We start from the raw sequence: 16779 nt of genomic DNA on the forward strand, positions 1-16779 counted from the left end.
TCCAAAGAGGAAAGACAGGTCGTGATTGCGATTGCTCATTGGGCCGCCGAATATGATCTCTTTCAATACGGAAGGTACAAATAATATGAAACACAAGACCATCACCAAAGTCGCCAACCTGAGCATTGTTGAGGACGTGGAATCAGTCATGAAACACAGTGAAAAATCTAAAGTGAAGGCGATCGTCCGAAGCCTGAAAAAATATTTTACTTCCGGGCCAAATCCTTCGGAAGAAGCTGGCGCGAAGAAGTTTGTCGTCTACCAGCGCAAGTCGCCGGGCAAGGAGTTCGAGAGCAGCATCGCACGACAGCTGGCCTCGACGACTGCCTATGCCAGACGTCACGGAATGATCCCGATGCCGGGGCGGCACATCTTCGCGGACGTGCTTCGGTCAGGTGCGACGCTCAACGAACGAGACGGCTTCGCGCTTCTCCTTGCTGCGATCCGCGCAGGCGGCGTGGATGTCGTTCTGGCGGAGGACGTCAGCCGCTTCTCCCGCATCGTCGGAGACCTCGCGTGGTTCTGGCGGATCTGCCGGCATCACGGGACCGAGGTCCACACGGCCAACGACGGCTTGATCGACCTGACGTCGATCGCGCTGAGCGGCTATCGGGCCGACGAAGAGCGCCGCCGGATGCTCGAGCGGACGCGCCATGGCGTCTGGTCCTGTGCGGCCAAGGGCGGGATGCTCAAGACGTCGCTCTGCTTCGGGTACCGTCTAACGGGCGATCCGGAGCGGCCGCTGGAGATCGATCCCGAGGCAGCCGCCGTCGTCAAACGCATCTACCGCCAGTATGTCCGCGGCGCCGATCCGGCCGCAATCGCGGAGAGCCTGAACCGGGACGGAGTGCGGGGACCGAAAGGGAACGAATGGCTTCCCGCCTCCATTGCTCCGTCGGGGATAGACCACGGCATCCTGGACCACTTTCTCTATATCGGGGCAGAGGTCTGGGGTCGGATCGAGACCAGGCGCGACGAGAACTTCAAGCGTAGTCGCGTGGTCCGCGATCCCTCGAAATGGATCGTCCACCACCATCCCGACCTGGAGATCCTCCGGCGCCCCCTGTGGGATCAGGCGCAGAGGCGGCGAACTGCCGACCGTGCCGCCACGCAGGCCGCCCTCGCCGCAAAGCCCAGGACACCACGGCGGGCGCCGGACGCGCCCGATGGGCCGCTGCTGTCCGGTCTGGTCCGGTGCGGGTGCGGACGTCCGATGAGCTACGGCGGACGGCCGGGAACGCTGGAGTACCTGCACTGCTCGGCGATCTTCTCCGGCGAAAATGATCACCCGGGATCGATCCTGTCGGCCGACGTGGAACGCCGCGTCCTCTCCTTTCTGGCCGACCACCCGCTCGCGGAGGGAGGAACGACCACCGGAACCGCTCCGCCCGTGGAAGGTGCGGCCGCAAGGAAGCGTATGGCGGACGAGGCCGAAAAGCTCCGGGCGAAGGGCGCCTGTCTTGAGGAACGTCTGTCCGCGCCCCCCGGAGACAGCTCCGACGGCCTGTCTCCCGACGTTGTCCGAAAGATGCAGCTTCGCCTGCGACTGCAGCTCTCGGAACTTGAAGACGACCTCGCAGCCATGCCGGAGGAGGCGCCGTGCGCTGCGAAGGTTCGCGTCGAGGGCATCGACCGGCTCGAGGCGCGCAGTGCTTCCTTCCTCGGACCCTTCCCCTTCCGTGTCCGCACGGATGCCGACACCACGCTTCGGCAGCACATCCGCGGACGCATTCATAGCGTGGCGGTGACGCCGAACGGCAGGGGGAAGGGGTACGGCCTTCGTATCGAACTCGCAGACGGGATCGATCGGGGCGAGGGGACCGAAGCTTCACCTCGAACCCATATCGAATTCGAGGTTCCTCCCTCGCATGTCGGATATGCGGCCGATCCGGAGTTCGTCGCCCGACTGACGGCAGCCGCGGAGCGGAAGGTCTTCGCCCTGGACCGCAAGGTCTGGAAGGCGGTCGAACCGCTGTTCGTAGGGCTATCTCAGAAGGGCATTGACGGCAGAGCGCTTGCGCATGCAGCGGTGTTCCTCGCCCTGACGCGCATGCCGCGTCGCCGTGCGCCCGCCTGCTTCGGGCCGGCCGAGAGCTTGAGCGGGCAGCTCGACGCGATGGGCTCGACGGGAGTCTGGAGGAGGCTTGTCGAGCAGCTCCAGGCTCTGAAGTGGCCCCATGCCGCCCATCTCGATCCGGCGGCATACGACGCCGTCCGTCGGCGCGGCGGCCAGGACAAGGCGGCCGAGCAGCTGAGAGCCTCCGCCGTCCGGCTGGAGGGCGAACAGCGGCCCGCATCCCGGCGCCCCTGCAAGCGGAGGATCCAGACCGCGAGAAGGCCGCTCCCGAGCTTCCGTCAGGGGAAAGTTGCGCGCTCCGGCAAGGACCAGAACGGCCACCGCCGAGCCAGCTGAGACCGGGGCGGGGCTCTGCGGACGGAGCCCCGCCGACTTTTCCCGTCCTCGGAGGAACAAGCCGATGAACCCGAAACCGAAGGCCCGTGAAGGCCTCGCCCATCCTCTCGCACACGAGACGGCCGGATCGAGACGTCCGCTCGTGATGGAAGGCCTCGATCGACTGACCCGTGATGGGTCCGCCGACGAAGCGATGCTGGCCGAATTGATCGGATCCGCCAGCGGCTTCCGCGTCCGGTCATCCAAGACGCGTCGGCCCCGTCCCAGCACACGAAATTCCGAAAGGCGCGCCTGACCATGTCACGAGCAACCCAGACGAAAGCCGAAACTCAGACGGCGACAACGGATACGGCCACCGTCATCAACGAGATCTTCGACAATGCGAAGAGAAAATCGAGCGCCGGACCAAGAATAGCGGTCAAGCACGACGGCGGCGGCTTCGAGCATCTCTTCAATAGCTGGATCAAGATGCAGAAGTTCTCTGCCGTATCGACCACCTCTCAGAAGAGATGCGCATTCTACTGCAGATACTCGACTTCCGGCCAAACCGAGAGCTCGATCGAACGTCAAATCGCGAACAATGAGGCGTACGCGAAGCGCAACGGCTTCGTGTTCGCGCCCAAACGCCACCTCTATGCCGATCGCGCGGTCAGCGGAGCGTACACCTACAACCGCAAGGCGCTGGACCAGCTCCTGACCGACGTGAGGAACGGTCTGATCGACGTGGTCGTCGTCGAGGATCTCGACCGGCTGTCGAGGGATCTCGGTGACCTGGGACGGATGTTCCGCACCCTGGAGAGCCGGAACGTCGAGCTGCATGCCGCGACGCGCGGAAAATGCGGCATCATGGAAGTGACGATGGTCGGCTACCTGAGCATGGAACAACGGCTCAAGGTCACGACGATCACGACCCAGGGGCGATGGCTCGCCGCGGCCGACGGCCGGAATCCGACCCAGATTCCCTACGGCTACCGCCGGTCGGCACTTGGCCCGGGCATCATTGAAGAAGAGCCGGAGACCGCCAAGATCGTCCGGCGGATCTTCGATCTGGCCGACAAGGGAGTATCGCCCGGCACCATCGCCACACTCCTCAACAAGGAAGGCGTGAAATCTCCCAAGGGACGCCTGTGGTCGCGCTCGTGTCTCGTGGGCGAGTCCAAACGGTGGCTGGGCATTCTGCGGAACACGAAGTACGCGGGCCTGTCGATCTACGGAAGGATCGAAACGCGGAGGGACCCGGACGACGGTACGGTCACAATGACGGTGCGCCATCCGTCCCGCTGGATCATCTGCGAGAACGGGAAGATCGCCCTCGTCGATCCGGACCAGTGGTTCCGCGTCCACGGCCGGCTCATCACCACGATCTGCACGAAGGTCCGGGGACCTGGCAATCGGGGCGAGTTCGTCTTCAAGGGCGTGACCTTCTGCACCTGCGGTGCGCCCATGTATGGCAGCTTCCTCCGGAAGGACCGGGCTCGGATCCTCTTCTGCTCGGCGGCCCGCCGCGGCGGTTGCAACAACAAGCGGACCGTGACCGCGCATTTCATGGAGCGCGAAATGCTGAGGATCGTGCGAGACGTCATCGCCGCCCCGGAGGCGTCGGCACTCTTCGAAACCGAATATCTCGCGAGGCGGGATCACGTCACCCGCAAGGTCGTCGCGGACCGGACGAGGCTCGAAAGCGCCATCGCCCTGCTCGAACGCAAACTCGAACGGACCTTCGACGAAGATCATTCGCGCGCCCTGAGCCCAGACCGGATCTCGAAGCTTCAGACGAGGCTCGAGAAGGAGCTGGGCGAGCTCGAGCTCGAACTGCAGAACCTGCCCGACCTGGAGGAGATGCCCAAGCTTCCGGACGGCATTGTTGCGGACTTCCGAGACGCGGTCGAGAAGCTGATCGGGAGGCTTCCGATCGAGAAGGTGGGCAGTAGCGATATGGTCCTGTTCCAGGCCCTCCGTGCCGTCGTTCGGCGCGTGGTGGTGAAGATGAAACCCAACGGCGGATACGTTCTGAAGATCGATGGGCACCTCGCCGGGCTTCTGGGCAGTTCTTCGACGGGCGTCTCGCCGACCAGGCGGCTGGTCCGAACGTGCCCCCCTCCCGGCCGAGGGTTCATGGGCGATACGGACCGCCGAACGATGTTCGAAACGATCGCCGACACCGGCAGCTACGACGTTTCCGAAGAGGACTGGCTCGTCGCGGAACCGCTGCTCGGTACGAGGCGCAAGGATGCCATACCGCAGCGCACGGTGCTCAACGCGGCTCTGTTCCACGCACGGACCCGCGTTCCGCTCAACGTGCTGCCGCCGAGGTACGGAACGCCGCACGGCATTTCCAGGGCGGTGCGCATAGTCCTCAGGAGTGGTGCCCTGCAGCGGACGCTCGAGGCGCTCGGCAGCCGCGGATCGAAAGCGGTCGATGGGCTGGACCACTCCGTCTTCGAACGCCGCCTCAAGGATGGTCGTGCAAACCGGAACGTCCGTCGTCCAGTCCGCGGGAAGACGTCGGCTTCACGGGTCGCTCCGTCGCGGAACCGACGCCGCGCGTGACGGTCGTCCAGCCGAAAAGCCCCGTCTCCTCGGAGGAGATGGTGAGTCTGCCCGGTGCGGGGGCTCGCCCGGGCGTTCAGGCGCGGCAGCATGGATCCGCCGACGCCTGAATCTGGAAGACGCGATCGTCTCGTCCCTATGGCTCGTCGGGCACGACGCAGCTTTCCGGGTGTCGCGGCACTCGGAAACGCCGCGGAGGAAGCATCCTGACGTGCCGGCCCGAATGCCCTGTAGCTACGAGGAAGCGCGATCCAACTCGCCGCCGATCACCGGAGATACGCGGCTACCGATACGTCGCAGAGCGTTCGCGTTTCACGACCGAGCAACATGCGCCATGCTGGATCGGTCGCTTCGACATAACGTCGCCCGGGAGGAGCATCCCGCAGCACCGCGGACGTCTCAAGCCGAATGGTTTTGCCCCAAGCCGCGGGGGCTTCCCGAAACGCCCTCCGTCAGATTGTCGGGTAGAGGGCATCATCCGGACCATGGACCGAAGCCTTACCGTGACCGCTCGATCGGTCTATGCTCCCGCATCCGACCGGACGGTTCCAACATCCTCATGCACCTCGTCAATCTGGAGATCGAGAACTTCAGGGCGCTGAAGTCGGTGAAGGTGGTCCTCGATCCGAAGGTGAACGTGTTCGCCGGCGTGAATGGCTCGGGCAAGTCGACCCTGCTCGTGGCCGTCGACCTGCTCTTCTCCCGCTACGTTTCGGCGATGAGCACCGGACGTCCGGTCATGCGCGGGCCGTCGGAGAAGGATGTGGCGTCGGGATCGACGAGCGTCCTTCTGGCGGCTGCGGCTGTTGACGGTAACAAGAAGTTCGGCTGGTACGCGTCAAGCAGATTCAGGGGACTGCACAATCAAACGAAGGTCGAGGGCTCTGAGGAATTCCGAGAATTCATCAAACGTCAACTTGCGAAATTCGAGACCGACGATAAGGCAAGCGTCCCGTTGTTTGCAACATATCCCGTTTCGAGAAGCGATTTCGCCGTATCGCTCAAGGTGCGCAAGGGAGACGACTACAGGCAGTCTGCCGCCTTCCAGGCGACGTCCTTCGGCAAGGCGCGCAACTTCGACGCCTTCTTCACATGGTTCCGACAAAGAGAGGACTTCGAGAACGAACGCCGGCTGGACCGTTCGGACTATCGCGATCACCAGCTGACCGCCGTACGGGAGGCCATCGAACGCCTCCTTCCGGCCTTTCGGGACCTTCGGGTCAGACGTCAGCCGTTGCGCCTCGTCGTCAAGAAGGAGAATACGGAGTTCGATGTCGAGGATCTCTCGCACGGGGAGAAGGGGCTGATCGCCCTGGCGGGCGATCTCGCCAGACGGCTCTCCCTAGCGAATCCGGGACTACAAGCTCCTTTGACGGGTTCTGGCATCGTCATGATCGACGAGCTCGAACTCCATCTTCACCCGGCGTGGCAGCGCAACGCAGTGAACGGCCTGCAGGCAGCGTTTCCCCGAATCCAATTCATCTTCACGACCCACTCGCCCCAGATCATCAGCGAGGTCCAACCCGAGCAGATCTTCCTTCTCAAGGACGGTTCCGCAGTTCCGGCGGTGCGGTCCTACGGAATGGAGAGTACCCAGGTCCTGAGAGAGCTGATGGGCGATCCTGGTCGCCCCCCGGAAGTCGAACATCAACTGCAACTCCTCGACGATCTGATCGATCGAGGCAGCCTCGACGAGGGCGAAGCGAAGTTGAACGAAATGGTCGATCTCCTCGGCGAAAACTATCCGACGCTGATGCTCGCCCGGTCGCGCATCCGACGCAGCAAAGCGCTCCGAGACTTTGAAGCACATCGCTAAGGGCGGAGAACCCGCATCGCTGACCGCTTGGAAGCTGAAGCAGACGGCGGCCGGGATAGAGCCCGCCTGGGGCGACTTCCAGAACCCCGAAAAGGCCGATGGACGCCTCCATCTCCTCGGCGAGCAAGGGGCTATCTGCTGCTACTGCATGGGATCGATCTCGGCAGGCTCGATGCATATCGAGCACCTCGAGCCGAGGTCGATCTATCCGCAAATCGCATTGGACTGGCCGAATTTGCTGGGCTGCTGCGCTCCGAAGAATGAAAAAGGATCGAAACTCGCGACGCAAAGCCATTGCGGCGAATACCGTGGGACGAGCCCGCTCCCGGTCCACCCCCTTCAACCGACCTGCGAGACACGCTTCGGCTACGAATTCGCTGGGCATATTCGGCCCGAGCCGGCGGGGGACGGCGACGCCAGCGCCACAATTACCAATCTAAATCTGAACTCCGAAACCCTACGAAATAATCGAGAGAAATTGATCCAAGATGCGTATGCGGATCTGGAGAAACTTCCTGAAGCAGTTTGGCTGACGACATATATCGACGAAATGAACGGGGTCTTTCCGCAGTTCTCTGCCATGTTCAAATGGTTTTTTGCGAACCATTGGCAGAAGGAAATGCAGGCGTTGGCGGCCGCAGAGAATGTGCCGTAATTTCGTCTATACGTTGGACCGGCAAATAAGATGGGCTTTTCGCATCACGTTCCTTATCGGATTTTGCCTAGCCGTCCGGCTTCCTCGAAATTTTTGACGGCTAAGCGTTCTCATCGCCGAACGGTCTTGGCGAAATAAGTACACGTTCCCCCCGAATCGCGTAGAAACTTCCCAAGCTCAATCGTCGGTCACTTGGGTCGTCGCGCCCCGCCGGGCGCCCAACACGACGATCGGTTCATCCGTTCGACGACTTCCCGGCTCGCTCACGCCGGGCATCCCAGGGGGAGATTGGCCGTGGGGAAACTCGTTGTGGCAAACGCGTGGTGCAATGGCGAAATCGCCTATCTGGCCTGGCGTGCTGACGGACCGATCGCCGACTGCCTCGGATTCATGGTCACCCGTGTCCACGAGACCGGCCCCGAAGCGGGTAGCAGGCGCATCCTGCCCACCTGGATCGCATTCACCGATCAAGCAAATCCCGACTGGCAAAATCAGGACAGTTCGGTCTGGCCGATCCAGCAGTACGAGTGGCGCGACCTGACGTTGCGCCGGTCCCGCGATACAGCTTCGATCCGGCCGATCGATTTCAAGGTCCACTACGAGATCCGTCCGGTCGGCCTGCCGAAGAAGGGGCGCGAAGAGGTACCGGCCTCCGATACGGCACCGTATCTCGATGCCGCCGGCAAGCCCCGCTACGAGGGACCGCAACGGAAGCTCGCCTTCGTCGGACCGGCAATGGCGACGCCCTCGATCGACGTCACCCACACTTTCGGCAAGATCCAGGCGACGTACACGAACGGCATCCTTTCGACCCAGAACCTGCTTCAACAACTGGAGGCGATATCGGGAAGCAAGCCGACGCAGGTGAAGCCGGGGCCGACGACGGGCATAACTCCCGGGCTTCTCAAGACGCTGAAGGCGCACATCCCGGTCAGGAACGATCCGCTCCGGACGTTTCTGACGGGCGACGTTCTCGGCTTCCTCCTCGCCTTCATGGACAGGGCAGCGAAGGAAACGGGCGAACTCTATGGCGCCCTCTACGAACTGCACGACCAGGAGCTCATCGGGAAGCTCGTGGATCTGACGCGCGCCGGGAAGCTGCACCTGATCCTGTCGACCGCCGGTTCAACCGATCCGAACCCCGCCAAGAACTCTCCCAAACCAAAACGGCCAGTGGTGTGGGACACGGAGAACCATGCTGCCCGGGAGGCTCTGCATGCAGTCGCCGGCGCCGACGTGCGGGATCGGCTGTTCAACAACAATTCCCACATCGGGCACGACAAGTTCATGGTCTACGTCGAAGGCGGAACGGCCAAGGCGGTGCTGACGGGCAGCACGAACTTCACGGAGACGGGTCTCTGCACCCAATCGAACAACGTCATCGTGATCGACAACGAAGAGGTCGCCGGCCGCTATCTCGAGTTCTGGAAGAGACTCCGGGACGATCCGCAACCGGCAGGTGTTCCTCTTTCAGACAAGCGAGGGCGACAGGCCATCGTCGGCCTCGCGCCGAACGGCGGTGTCCAGGGCAAGACGCTCCGGAGCGAGAATGCCAAGCCGATGGATGCGATCCGTTCGGAGGACGGCAAGACCACGTTCGAAACGTTCTTCAGCCCGAACACCCAGCAGGCCATCAAGAACAGCTCGTCGCCCACTCCAATCGACCTGGCGCGGGTCTATTCGCTGATGGAGCATGCGAAGGACGCGTTGCTCTTCCTGACCTTTCTGCCCGGCGTGGGCGGCAACCAGAACATCATCGGCAATGCCGCAGATCTGGCCGCCGCCAATCCGAAACTCCTCGTCCAGGGTGCGATCAGCGATCCGAAGGCGCTCCCTCCAAAGGCGGACGACGGCGAGACGGAGTACACGAAGCCCGACGGCACGAAAGAAAAGCTGCCGCAGCGGGCGATCTGGTGGCCCGGAGGAGAGAGCAGCCGTGTCGTCATGGTGCGGGCTGCGGCAATCACGCAGCAGACGGGTGATCTCAGGCCGGAGCTGCTCTCCGCCGGACACGCGATCATCCACGACAAGATCATCGTCATCGATCCGATGGATCCGGTGAACTGCACCGTCATCACCGGAAGCCACAACCTCGGCTACAAGGCCTCATATCAAAACGACGAGAACCTGCTCATCGTCAGGGGCAATCAGGCCCTTGCGATCTCCTACGCGATCCACGTCCTCGACGTGTACGACCACTACGTGATGCGCGCGAAGCTCCAGGATCAGCTTCGAAAGGCACTCCTCGCGAAGGGCGAGCCACCTAAGACGCAGGCAGGCGGCTTTCTCCGCAAGGACGCAGGCTGGCAGGACAGGTGGTTCGCGCCCGACCCGAAGCCGACTTCGCGGGGTTACTTTCTGCCGACTGCGGGACCATGAAGCGGAAGCATATGAAACCGGCAGGTCCGTCGCTTGAACGGCTCGATTCCCGGAAGCCGACGATGATCTGAGTCGATCGCCTCTCACACCGTCTTCATGTCGACGGCTTCCCGCTCCAGACGGACATCGCCCGCATTCGAAGGCGCGCCGGCGGATTAGGCTCGCCATCTGATCCGCGCATCCCCAATACACGCCGGGCCCCGGGTGAAACCCTTCGGCAGTCAAGGGGCCGGCCGACCGCACGGCGGGTGCACGATAGTCGCGTCGGTAAGCACTTCCGGGATGGCCAGCAGGCGAGAAGGCCTATCCAGTTCAAACCGCGATGAATTCGACTGAGGCCTTCGTGAAGGCTTCGGGTGCTTCGACGTTCGACAGATGGGCTGCGGCCAGTTCGACGACACGCGATCGCCCGAAGGTGATCGGGAGGGGTCGAGACGTCCAGCCGTCCAGCGATCAGCAGAGTAGGGGCCTTGATATAGGATATCTCAAGGCGCAGGTCGGCCTCGCGCAACGCCGCGCAGCAGCCCGCATAGCCCACTGCCGGGTTTGCGACGACCATCTCCCGAAACCGTGCGACGACATCGGGATTTGCGAACTGGGAGGGCTGTTCGACCAGATCGACGCCGGCGTCGTGGAGAAGACCCATGCCGAGGTCGGCTTCGGTCTTGCTCCGGTGCTAGTTGACGTCAACGCGAACGCTAGCGCGATCCCCCAGCGCCTGCTTGATGGCAGCGACATGCTGGACATCGTCCCGGACGGTGCGCTTGCCGATCTTCAGCTTGAAGATGTTGTGGCGCCGCGCAGCCAGCATCTGCTCGGCCTCGTCGATATCCCGCTGGGTATCTCCGCTCGCAAGCGTCCAGGCGACAGGGAAGCGCTCCCGGACACGTCCGCCGCCGATCAAGTCGGATACCGGAACGCCGAGGCGTTGCCCTTCGCGTCGAGGAGAGCCGTTTCCACGGTTCACTTGGCGATGTGGTTGCCTGCTACGCTGCGGCCGATCCTCGCCATCGTCTCGGCGACCCGACTGGCATCGCTCTCGAGCAGGATCGGGGTGATGTAGGTGTCGATGGCGAGCTTGATGCCTTCTGGGCTCTCCTCGTCGTAGCTGAGACCGCCGATCGTCGTGCCGTCTCCGAGCCCTTCGATCCCATCGGCATCCCGTGTCCTGACGAGGACGATCGACGGATGGTGCATCGTCGCCATCGCAGGCACGTGCCGACGGATGGTCGGCACGTTTCTGATGAAGGTTTCGACCTGTACGATAGTCGACATGGCCTACGCGGCCTCCCCTTTTCTGATGTGCGGGAAGGGTAGGCCGTCGTTACTGCTCGATCAAAGATCAATACGGTTCGGTGTCATACTCGTTAGGTATCGAAGCGGCGGCGTGACTTCCGTGGCATTGACGCTCGGAACAGAACGTCCGGCGGTCAGGCGAACTGAAAATCAAGTTCCCAGGACGCCACGATGGCGGCCCATCCCGCCACCGTTACCGAAAACGAAGATCCAATCACCTCGCCGAAATTCGAGCCACCTAAGCCGCCGAGATGCATCGCCGGAAATGGCCGCCCGAACATCGCCCCGTCGCTAGATTCTATCAGGCCGAAGCGTGGTCTGACGAATGTCCCCAGCGGGTAAAGGGTTCTCCCCGATCCTTCCGGGGATCGACGCAGGGCGCCCGAAAACTGCCGGGCGTCGTCCGACGTCACTCCTTCCCCGGCCCGGACGAGGGCCTCATCTAACCCGCGCAGTCACACCTTCGGAGGCCTGCCGAAACCGTCTCCGCCCGGTCGGGATCGTTGCTTCCGGTGAGCATCAAGCTCGCGCCCTGGACGATCCCCATCGCGTCCGCGTCAATCCTTCCCGTTCTCGCCGCGAAGGGACGTTTTGGATCCCGCAGGGTTCGGTGAGGCGGGGAATCTAAGTGACCAAATCCGTCATACCTTGTCGCAAGTACGTCGCAAGACACTTGTCGTAAGTCCAGACGTGTTTCGCCACATATCTATCAAGTAAGATATGTGGCGATCAAAATCTAATTCGACAGAATTGAGATAAAAGAAACATCATACAGGGAACAATTGGATAATATCCAATTGTTCCCTGTATGACAAGAATGTCTATTGAAAATCTGCAGGTGCCAACTCTCTACTACAGAAGGATTTATTATAAATGCCGTTCGATAAGTCGAAATACAGAGATATACCATACAATGTCACACCAGACGACATCGACGACTGGAAGAGATTCCCGATCTCATACCTGCATCTGATAGAAATAGCAGGCCCCGGTAATACGAAGCTTTACGCTATACGGATAAGGAGCATTGATGGCGATTTTCTGATGCCCGGAGAAACGTCTTCCGATCTCGAACATATGCATGAGAAGATCGAGCATATGCGCCTGGAGCTGTCGTTTGGTTGGGGCCAAGCGACGAAACGGACACGGGCCCTGTTGGCCGGCATTCAACGCACCCTTTGGGCAGAGCGGGAAGTCGCGGATTCAGCGCCTGCCGAGTCACCGAAGAGCCCCTCAGAGATCTACGGGAGGGTCGTCTCCGAGGAGCATGCGCAGCTGCTGGCGGAGAAGTTTCTGAAAATCGCGACCGATCTTCTCGGCCCTGAGCGCGACGAAGAGGATGTCGAGGAATGACGTGCCGAGCTTCGCTTCGCCCACGAGATGCTGGAGCAGTTCCTTCCCCTTGCAAAGTCGCAGCAGCTGACCGTCGGGCACCGTAGATCGACGATCCGCAGGGTGAACCGAGCCCATGACACTCCTTAGCAGCTCGAGCTGCCGGATCCGCTCCTCAGCGATGAGATGCGCGTACTCGTCGTCGGCAATGGACTGCCGCGCGCTCTTCGGGCCAAGGCTGTGATGGATCGCGCTCTCGGCGAAATCGTCGAGGGCCTCGTCGAAGAGAACTCTCGCTCGTTCGAGGGTCGAGCGACGAAGCTGCGTTTCGAATCCAGGCTCCGTCCGGTGCTTCGAGAAGTGGACCGCGTGTCCGATCGCGTCAGTTTTGCAGAACGCGATGTTTTCGATCTCATGGAAGCCGAGGAAGACGACCCTGCCGGCTCCGAGCTCCGCGGATTTGAAGGTCATGAACGAAGACCGGGCGTCCAGCAGCAACTCCGATCTGCCCAGCGCACTGAGCGCATCGCCGTCGCAAAGGCCGAAGTACGGGCTTTTTGGTTGGCGACGGGCCTGTTCCTCGAGCGCCGCGAATACGCCGCTATGACCGTCGGAAACATCGTCGAAGTCGTCTTGCGGCTGCTTGAACCTGACGAAGGCCGACAGCCTGGGACCCGCAAGCAGACTGAGCAATCGGGGGTCGAGGCGACCCTCGATGTAGCAGACGGCGTTTCTCTCTACGGCCGCATGGACGTCCCTGGGGCTTCGATAGTCGTGGATATCGGTGAACGTGAACCGCCGCCTCATGCCTCGACGGTCTCGCCGACGACAGCTCCTCCCCGACGCCCCGCAGCGGTCGCCCCTTCGACGAATTTGCCGATGAGGGACAGGTCGTGGGTCGTAAACAGGATCGTCAATCCCGCCATTCGTGCACTGAGCTTCTCAAGAGCTGCGAGGAGCAGTTCCGACGTGCGGCCATGCAGGTGCACGTGGAGCTCGTCGATGAGGATGATCGCCGAACGCTTCTCATGAAGCTTGAGCCAAGCAAAGAGCTGCAGCAGCATCTGTTCCCCACTGCCCAGAAGCTCGATCCCATGGGAGCGCCGGTCGCGTTCGAGATCGGATCGCTTGCCGTCCCGATCGGCTTCCTGCCCGCAGGAAAGCGGTTCGGGATCTACGAGGAGGCTCGAATACAGATGATGTTGATTGCTCGTCCGCTCGTTCGGAAACAGTTCCTTACGTATTCCAAATTGCGCGAACACGTATTTGTTCAGCCACCGAACTAGCTTTCGAAATTCCTCCGGTCGTTCCCATTTATAGTAATGAATAACCTGATGGAATAACTCGTTGTTTTTCCATATTGTCGAGAGGCGCTGGACGGATGCATAGCGCGAGCTGACCTGGCGCCTTCTATAGCTAGGTTCGACAACGCCGAAAGTCCAATTGGGCTGAAAGAACAAGACGACGGGGGCCGCCACCTCACCCTGCGAGTGATCGGGAGACCAGCGGCCGTCGTCCTTTCTGACGCTGTCGTAGAACAACTGTCCGTTCTCGTCGCATTGAGGCGGACTGTAGCCGTCTGGGCGACCGCTGAAGCCGATTGTACCTGTTGGAAGATCGTCGAACCTGGGTAGATGAGGAAGATCGAGCTGCGACAGCTGAGATGCGGCATAGCCGAACAAGATGCGAAGCAGAAACTCTCCTCGGGATCGGCCGGATTGATAAATCGCATGCAGATCCAGCACGATCCGGGTCTGTTCGTCCGCACGCGATTTCAGGTAATCCGACTGATCGCTCTGGAGCAGATCGAAAGTCGCGGCAATGCAGTCGAGGATCGTCGTCTTGCCGCACCCGTTCGGGCCGACCATCATGAAGATGTCGGCCAGGGGCCTGGGTGCCTCTTCGTTCCCCGTACGCGGACCGATGAAGGTAACGGTATGAAATCGGTCTCCGCGAAAGGGTCCGATGTTCGAAACGGAAATGCGGACGGGTTTGATCCGCCATCTGCGCGGCGGTCTCATCCTATCCTTGGCCGGCATTCCGCCCATCCATGTCGCCGCGCGCCGCACGGAGCCGGTCGCAGTTGAATGACATAGCTGCGCGCGCTCGTCCGTTCATCCTGCGCGTCGAGGGGCATCGCCCGACGTTGCATGACGAGGAGCATGAGCGTTCGTCGGCGATCGGCATCGCGAGCCTTCCGGAATCGGCCAGCGCCGAAAAACGGGCGACGCCAGCTCATCACTCTCCGGACTCGACGGCCCGGAGGGCCTCGGGCACGGCGGCACCCCAGTCCGCGCACTTGCGCGCGATGATCCGCTTGAACGCTGCGATCTCGGGCGAGGCGTCGCCGATCCGATGGCTCATGATGATAGGCGACGAGACGGCCTCGGCCAGCTCAAGGTAGCGCACGTCCTCCGTCCGCGCTCTCCGCACCGATTCCGGCACGACCGCGATCCCTTCTTCGGCCGCCACCAGCCCGATGGCGATCTGGAGCTCCCGCGCCTCCTCGGGCCAATCTATGTCGCTCCGCATGCAAGCGATCTGCTGCTCGAAAAAGCGGTTTTTGCGTCGGTCGTCACGCGGCTTCGTGCGGCCGAGGAGCGCGCGGTCGCCATCGTGGGCGAGGCACGGTCCGTAGTTCGGCGGATCGCCTCTGCACTCGAAGAAGCGGCCTACCTGTCCGGTGCCGAGATCGAGGCGATCATGATCGCTTCAGCCAACGCGGCCGGTGATCCCGAGGTATCGACCAAGATGGAGGATGCGTGATGTTCGCGCTTCCACCAAACGAACCCGACGTCGGTGATCGGGAGCCCCTGGACGCCGGGATCGACGGACTGTGCGAGATCCTCGATGCCGATCGGGAGGCGGTCATCGAGAGCTTGGCTGACATCATCCGGCGTCGCGCTGCTTTCGAAGAAGCACGGCGCCAGTTTGAGAAGGGAGGCGGTCGCGATGCCTGACTCCGTCCCACTTCTCGCCTCCGAGATCGGCTTCAAAGTCATGGACGACGAATTCCTGCTGTCAAGATTCTTCGATCCCGGGTCTCCCATGGAAAAGGAGCCGCTCGCGTCGGAGATGCGGGCGATCGCCGAGGGCCGCGACCCAACCCACGATGGCCTCGCCGGCGCGCATCCTGGACGACTGGTGGCAAGTCGCGCATCCGCTCTGGGGATATGTCGTGCTGCTCGGCCGGGTGACGGGCCATCCGTTACTCGGCAACAGCAACATCCACACGAGTGCAGTCCGAGCCCTCGCCCTCGATCTCTCATGGGCGCGCACGACGTCGCGACTCTATCGGCTCGGCACTCCGCGCCTCGCAGGATCGCCGCCGAGCACCACATGCTAGGTTGAATACGCGAGGCTTCCTTCGGCTACCGGACGGTGAAGGCATGACAGACATCCCCTATCGGAACGCCCTGATCATCGGAGCAGGGTCCGGCATCAGCGGATCCATGACGCGCCTTCTCCGTTCAGCGGGTCTGCCGGTCATCATTGCCGCGCGGAATACCGACAAGCTGACGCCTCTCGTCGAGGAGACCGGCCCAATCGCTCTCCAAGTGGACGCAAGCGATCCCGTCGGAGTAGCGCGCCTCTTCGACGAGACCGAAGCTCGGATCGGTACGCCCGAGGTCGTGATCTACAACGCCAGCGGCCGCGTGCGAGGCCCAATAGCGGATCTCGATCCCGGGGAGGTCGAGCGGGCCGTGGGGGTCTCGGCCCTCGGTGCCTTCTATTCGGTCCAGCAGGCCGCCAAGCGCATGATCCCGGCCGGCAAGGGCGCGATCCTGCTTACGGGCGCTACCGCCGGCGTTAAAGGGTTCGCTCTGTCATCGCCGTTCGCAATGGGCAAGTTCGCGTTACGGGGGCTGGCTCAGAGCGCGGCACGCGAACTTGCTCCGCAGGGCATCCATGTCGCGCACGTGGTCATCGACGGACGCGTTCGTCCGGTGGGCCATACCGATCCGGAGGACCGGCCCGACAGCACTCTCGATCCTGATGCGATCGCCCAAAGCTACATCAATCTCCTCCGCCAGCATCGGAGCGCCTGGTCGTGGGAGATTGAAATCAGGCCATGGGTTGAGAGCTTTTGACTAGTTCGGCAGCACACGATGCCGCCCACTAGTCTTCGAGTATTTCGTTCGGCAGACGGCGGCTTTGCGGGCGCCCCGGTCGTTTATTGGGTAGATCGCATAATTCCAATACGGACATTCTACGCCTATTGGACTAAACGCGCCGCTTCTCAAGGCTGGAAAGCTCAGTACGTAAGCTCGACCTTAATCATTTCGATTGCGCGGGGTGAGAAACGTTAGGTGAGGAGCACAGCTCCGGCCTTCCGCC

Annotated in this window: 14 protein-coding genes; 9 read left to right on the top strand and 5 right to left on the bottom strand. The window is 62.1% G+C overall.

Annotated features, from left to right (window positions below; genetic code table 11):
* The first annotated feature begins 148 nt into the window (after positions 1–148).
* The 5 genes from GGR33_RS17065 to GGR33_RS17085 all read left to right on the top strand — a co-directional run bounded on the left by GGR33_RS17065 (position 149) and on the right by GGR33_RS17085 (position 9813).
* The gene (locus GGR33_RS17065; protein ID WP_183507373.1) at positions 149–2413 is read left to right on the top strand and encodes a recombinase family protein; all 2265 of its coding nucleotides are present in this window, start codon (positions 149–151) and stop codon (positions 2411–2413) included.
* Between the two features lie 297 nt (positions 2414–2710).
* Positions 2711–4963 (top strand): recombinase family protein, encoded by a 2253-nt coding sequence (locus GGR33_RS17070; RefSeq protein ID WP_183507375.1) that lies wholly within the window; start codon positions 2711–2713, stop codon positions 4961–4963.
* A gap of 559 nt (positions 4964–5522) precedes the next feature.
* On the top strand, positions 5523–6779 hold the full coding sequence (locus tag GGR33_RS17075; protein WP_183507377.1) for an AAA family ATPase: 1257 nt from the start codon (positions 5523–5525) through the stop codon (positions 6777–6779).
* Positions 6763–7434, top strand: coding sequence for a retron system putative HNH endonuclease (locus GGR33_RS17080; protein ID WP_183507378.1), 672 nt, complete (start codon positions 6763–6765; stop codon positions 7432–7434). The genes GGR33_RS17075 and GGR33_RS17080 overlap by 17 nt, the downstream gene beginning before the upstream one ends.
* Positions 7435–7728: 294 nt before the next feature.
* Complete coding sequence (locus GGR33_RS17085) at positions 7729–9813, top strand: phospholipase D-like domain-containing protein (RefSeq protein WP_183507380.1); 2085 nt, start codon at positions 7729–7731, stop codon at positions 9811–9813.
* Between the two features lie 676 nt (positions 9814–10489).
* Here the strand turns inward: GGR33_RS17085 and GGR33_RS25985 are convergent.
* The 5 genes from GGR33_RS25985 to GGR33_RS17105 all read right to left on the bottom strand — a co-directional run bounded on the left by GGR33_RS25985 (position 10490) and on the right by GGR33_RS17105 (position 14973).
* Entirely contained in the window at positions 10490–10717 is a 228-nt protein-coding gene (locus tag GGR33_RS25985; RefSeq protein WP_246413205.1) for an enolase C-terminal domain-like protein, read from the bottom strand.
* 59 nt (positions 10718–10776) lie between these two features.
* Positions 10777–11088 carry an enolase-like domain-containing protein gene (locus tag GGR33_RS25990; RefSeq protein WP_246413206.1) on the bottom strand — a complete coding sequence of 104 codons (312 nt, stop codon included), beginning with the start codon at positions 11086–11088 and terminating at the stop codon, positions 10777–10779.
* 1254 nt (positions 11089–12342) lie between these two features.
* The gene (locus GGR33_RS17095) at positions 12343–13248 is read right to left on the bottom strand and encodes a hypothetical protein (protein WP_183507382.1); all 906 of its coding nucleotides are present in this window, start codon (positions 13246–13248) and stop codon (positions 12343–12345) included.
* A complete protein-coding gene (locus GGR33_RS17100; protein WP_183507384.1) occupies positions 13245–14480 on the bottom strand; it encodes an ATP-binding protein in 1236 nt (411 codons plus the stop codon). Before GGR33_RS17100 ends, GGR33_RS17095 begins: the two co-directional genes overlap by 4 nt.
* Before the next feature lie 199 nt (positions 14481–14679).
* Entirely contained in the window at positions 14680–14973 is a 294-nt protein-coding gene (locus tag GGR33_RS17105) for a type 2 periplasmic-binding domain-containing protein (protein ID WP_183507386.1), read from the bottom strand.
* A gap of 84 nt (positions 14974–15057) precedes the next feature.
* Between GGR33_RS17105 and GGR33_RS17110 the strand changes: the two genes are divergently transcribed.
* From GGR33_RS17110 to GGR33_RS17125, 4 genes are all read left to right on the top strand, one after another.
* Entirely contained in the window at positions 15058–15207 is a 150-nt protein-coding gene (locus GGR33_RS17110; RefSeq protein ID WP_183507388.1) for a hypothetical protein, read from the top strand.
* Positions 15207–15401, top strand: a complete 195-nt coding sequence (locus GGR33_RS17115; protein ID WP_183507390.1) for a hypothetical protein — start codon at positions 15207–15209, stop codon at positions 15399–15401. The genes GGR33_RS17110 and GGR33_RS17115 overlap by 1 nt, the downstream gene beginning before the upstream one ends.
* 152 nt (positions 15402–15553) lie before the next feature.
* Complete coding sequence (locus GGR33_RS17120) at positions 15554–15787, top strand: DUF6634 family protein (protein ID WP_183507392.1); 234 nt, start codon at positions 15554–15556, stop codon at positions 15785–15787.
* Positions 15788–15830: 43 nt separating this feature from the next.
* Positions 15831–16532, top strand: a complete 702-nt coding sequence (locus GGR33_RS17125) for an SDR family NAD(P)-dependent oxidoreductase (RefSeq protein WP_183507394.1) — start codon at positions 15831–15833, stop codon at positions 16530–16532.
* The last annotated feature ends 247 nt before the right edge of the window (positions 16533–16779 follow it).

The sequence above is a fragment of the Methylobacterium brachythecii genome, from assembly GCF_014196345.1.
Taxonomy (GTDB): Bacteria; Pseudomonadota; Alphaproteobacteria; order Rhizobiales; family Beijerinckiaceae; genus Methylobacterium; species Methylobacterium brachythecii.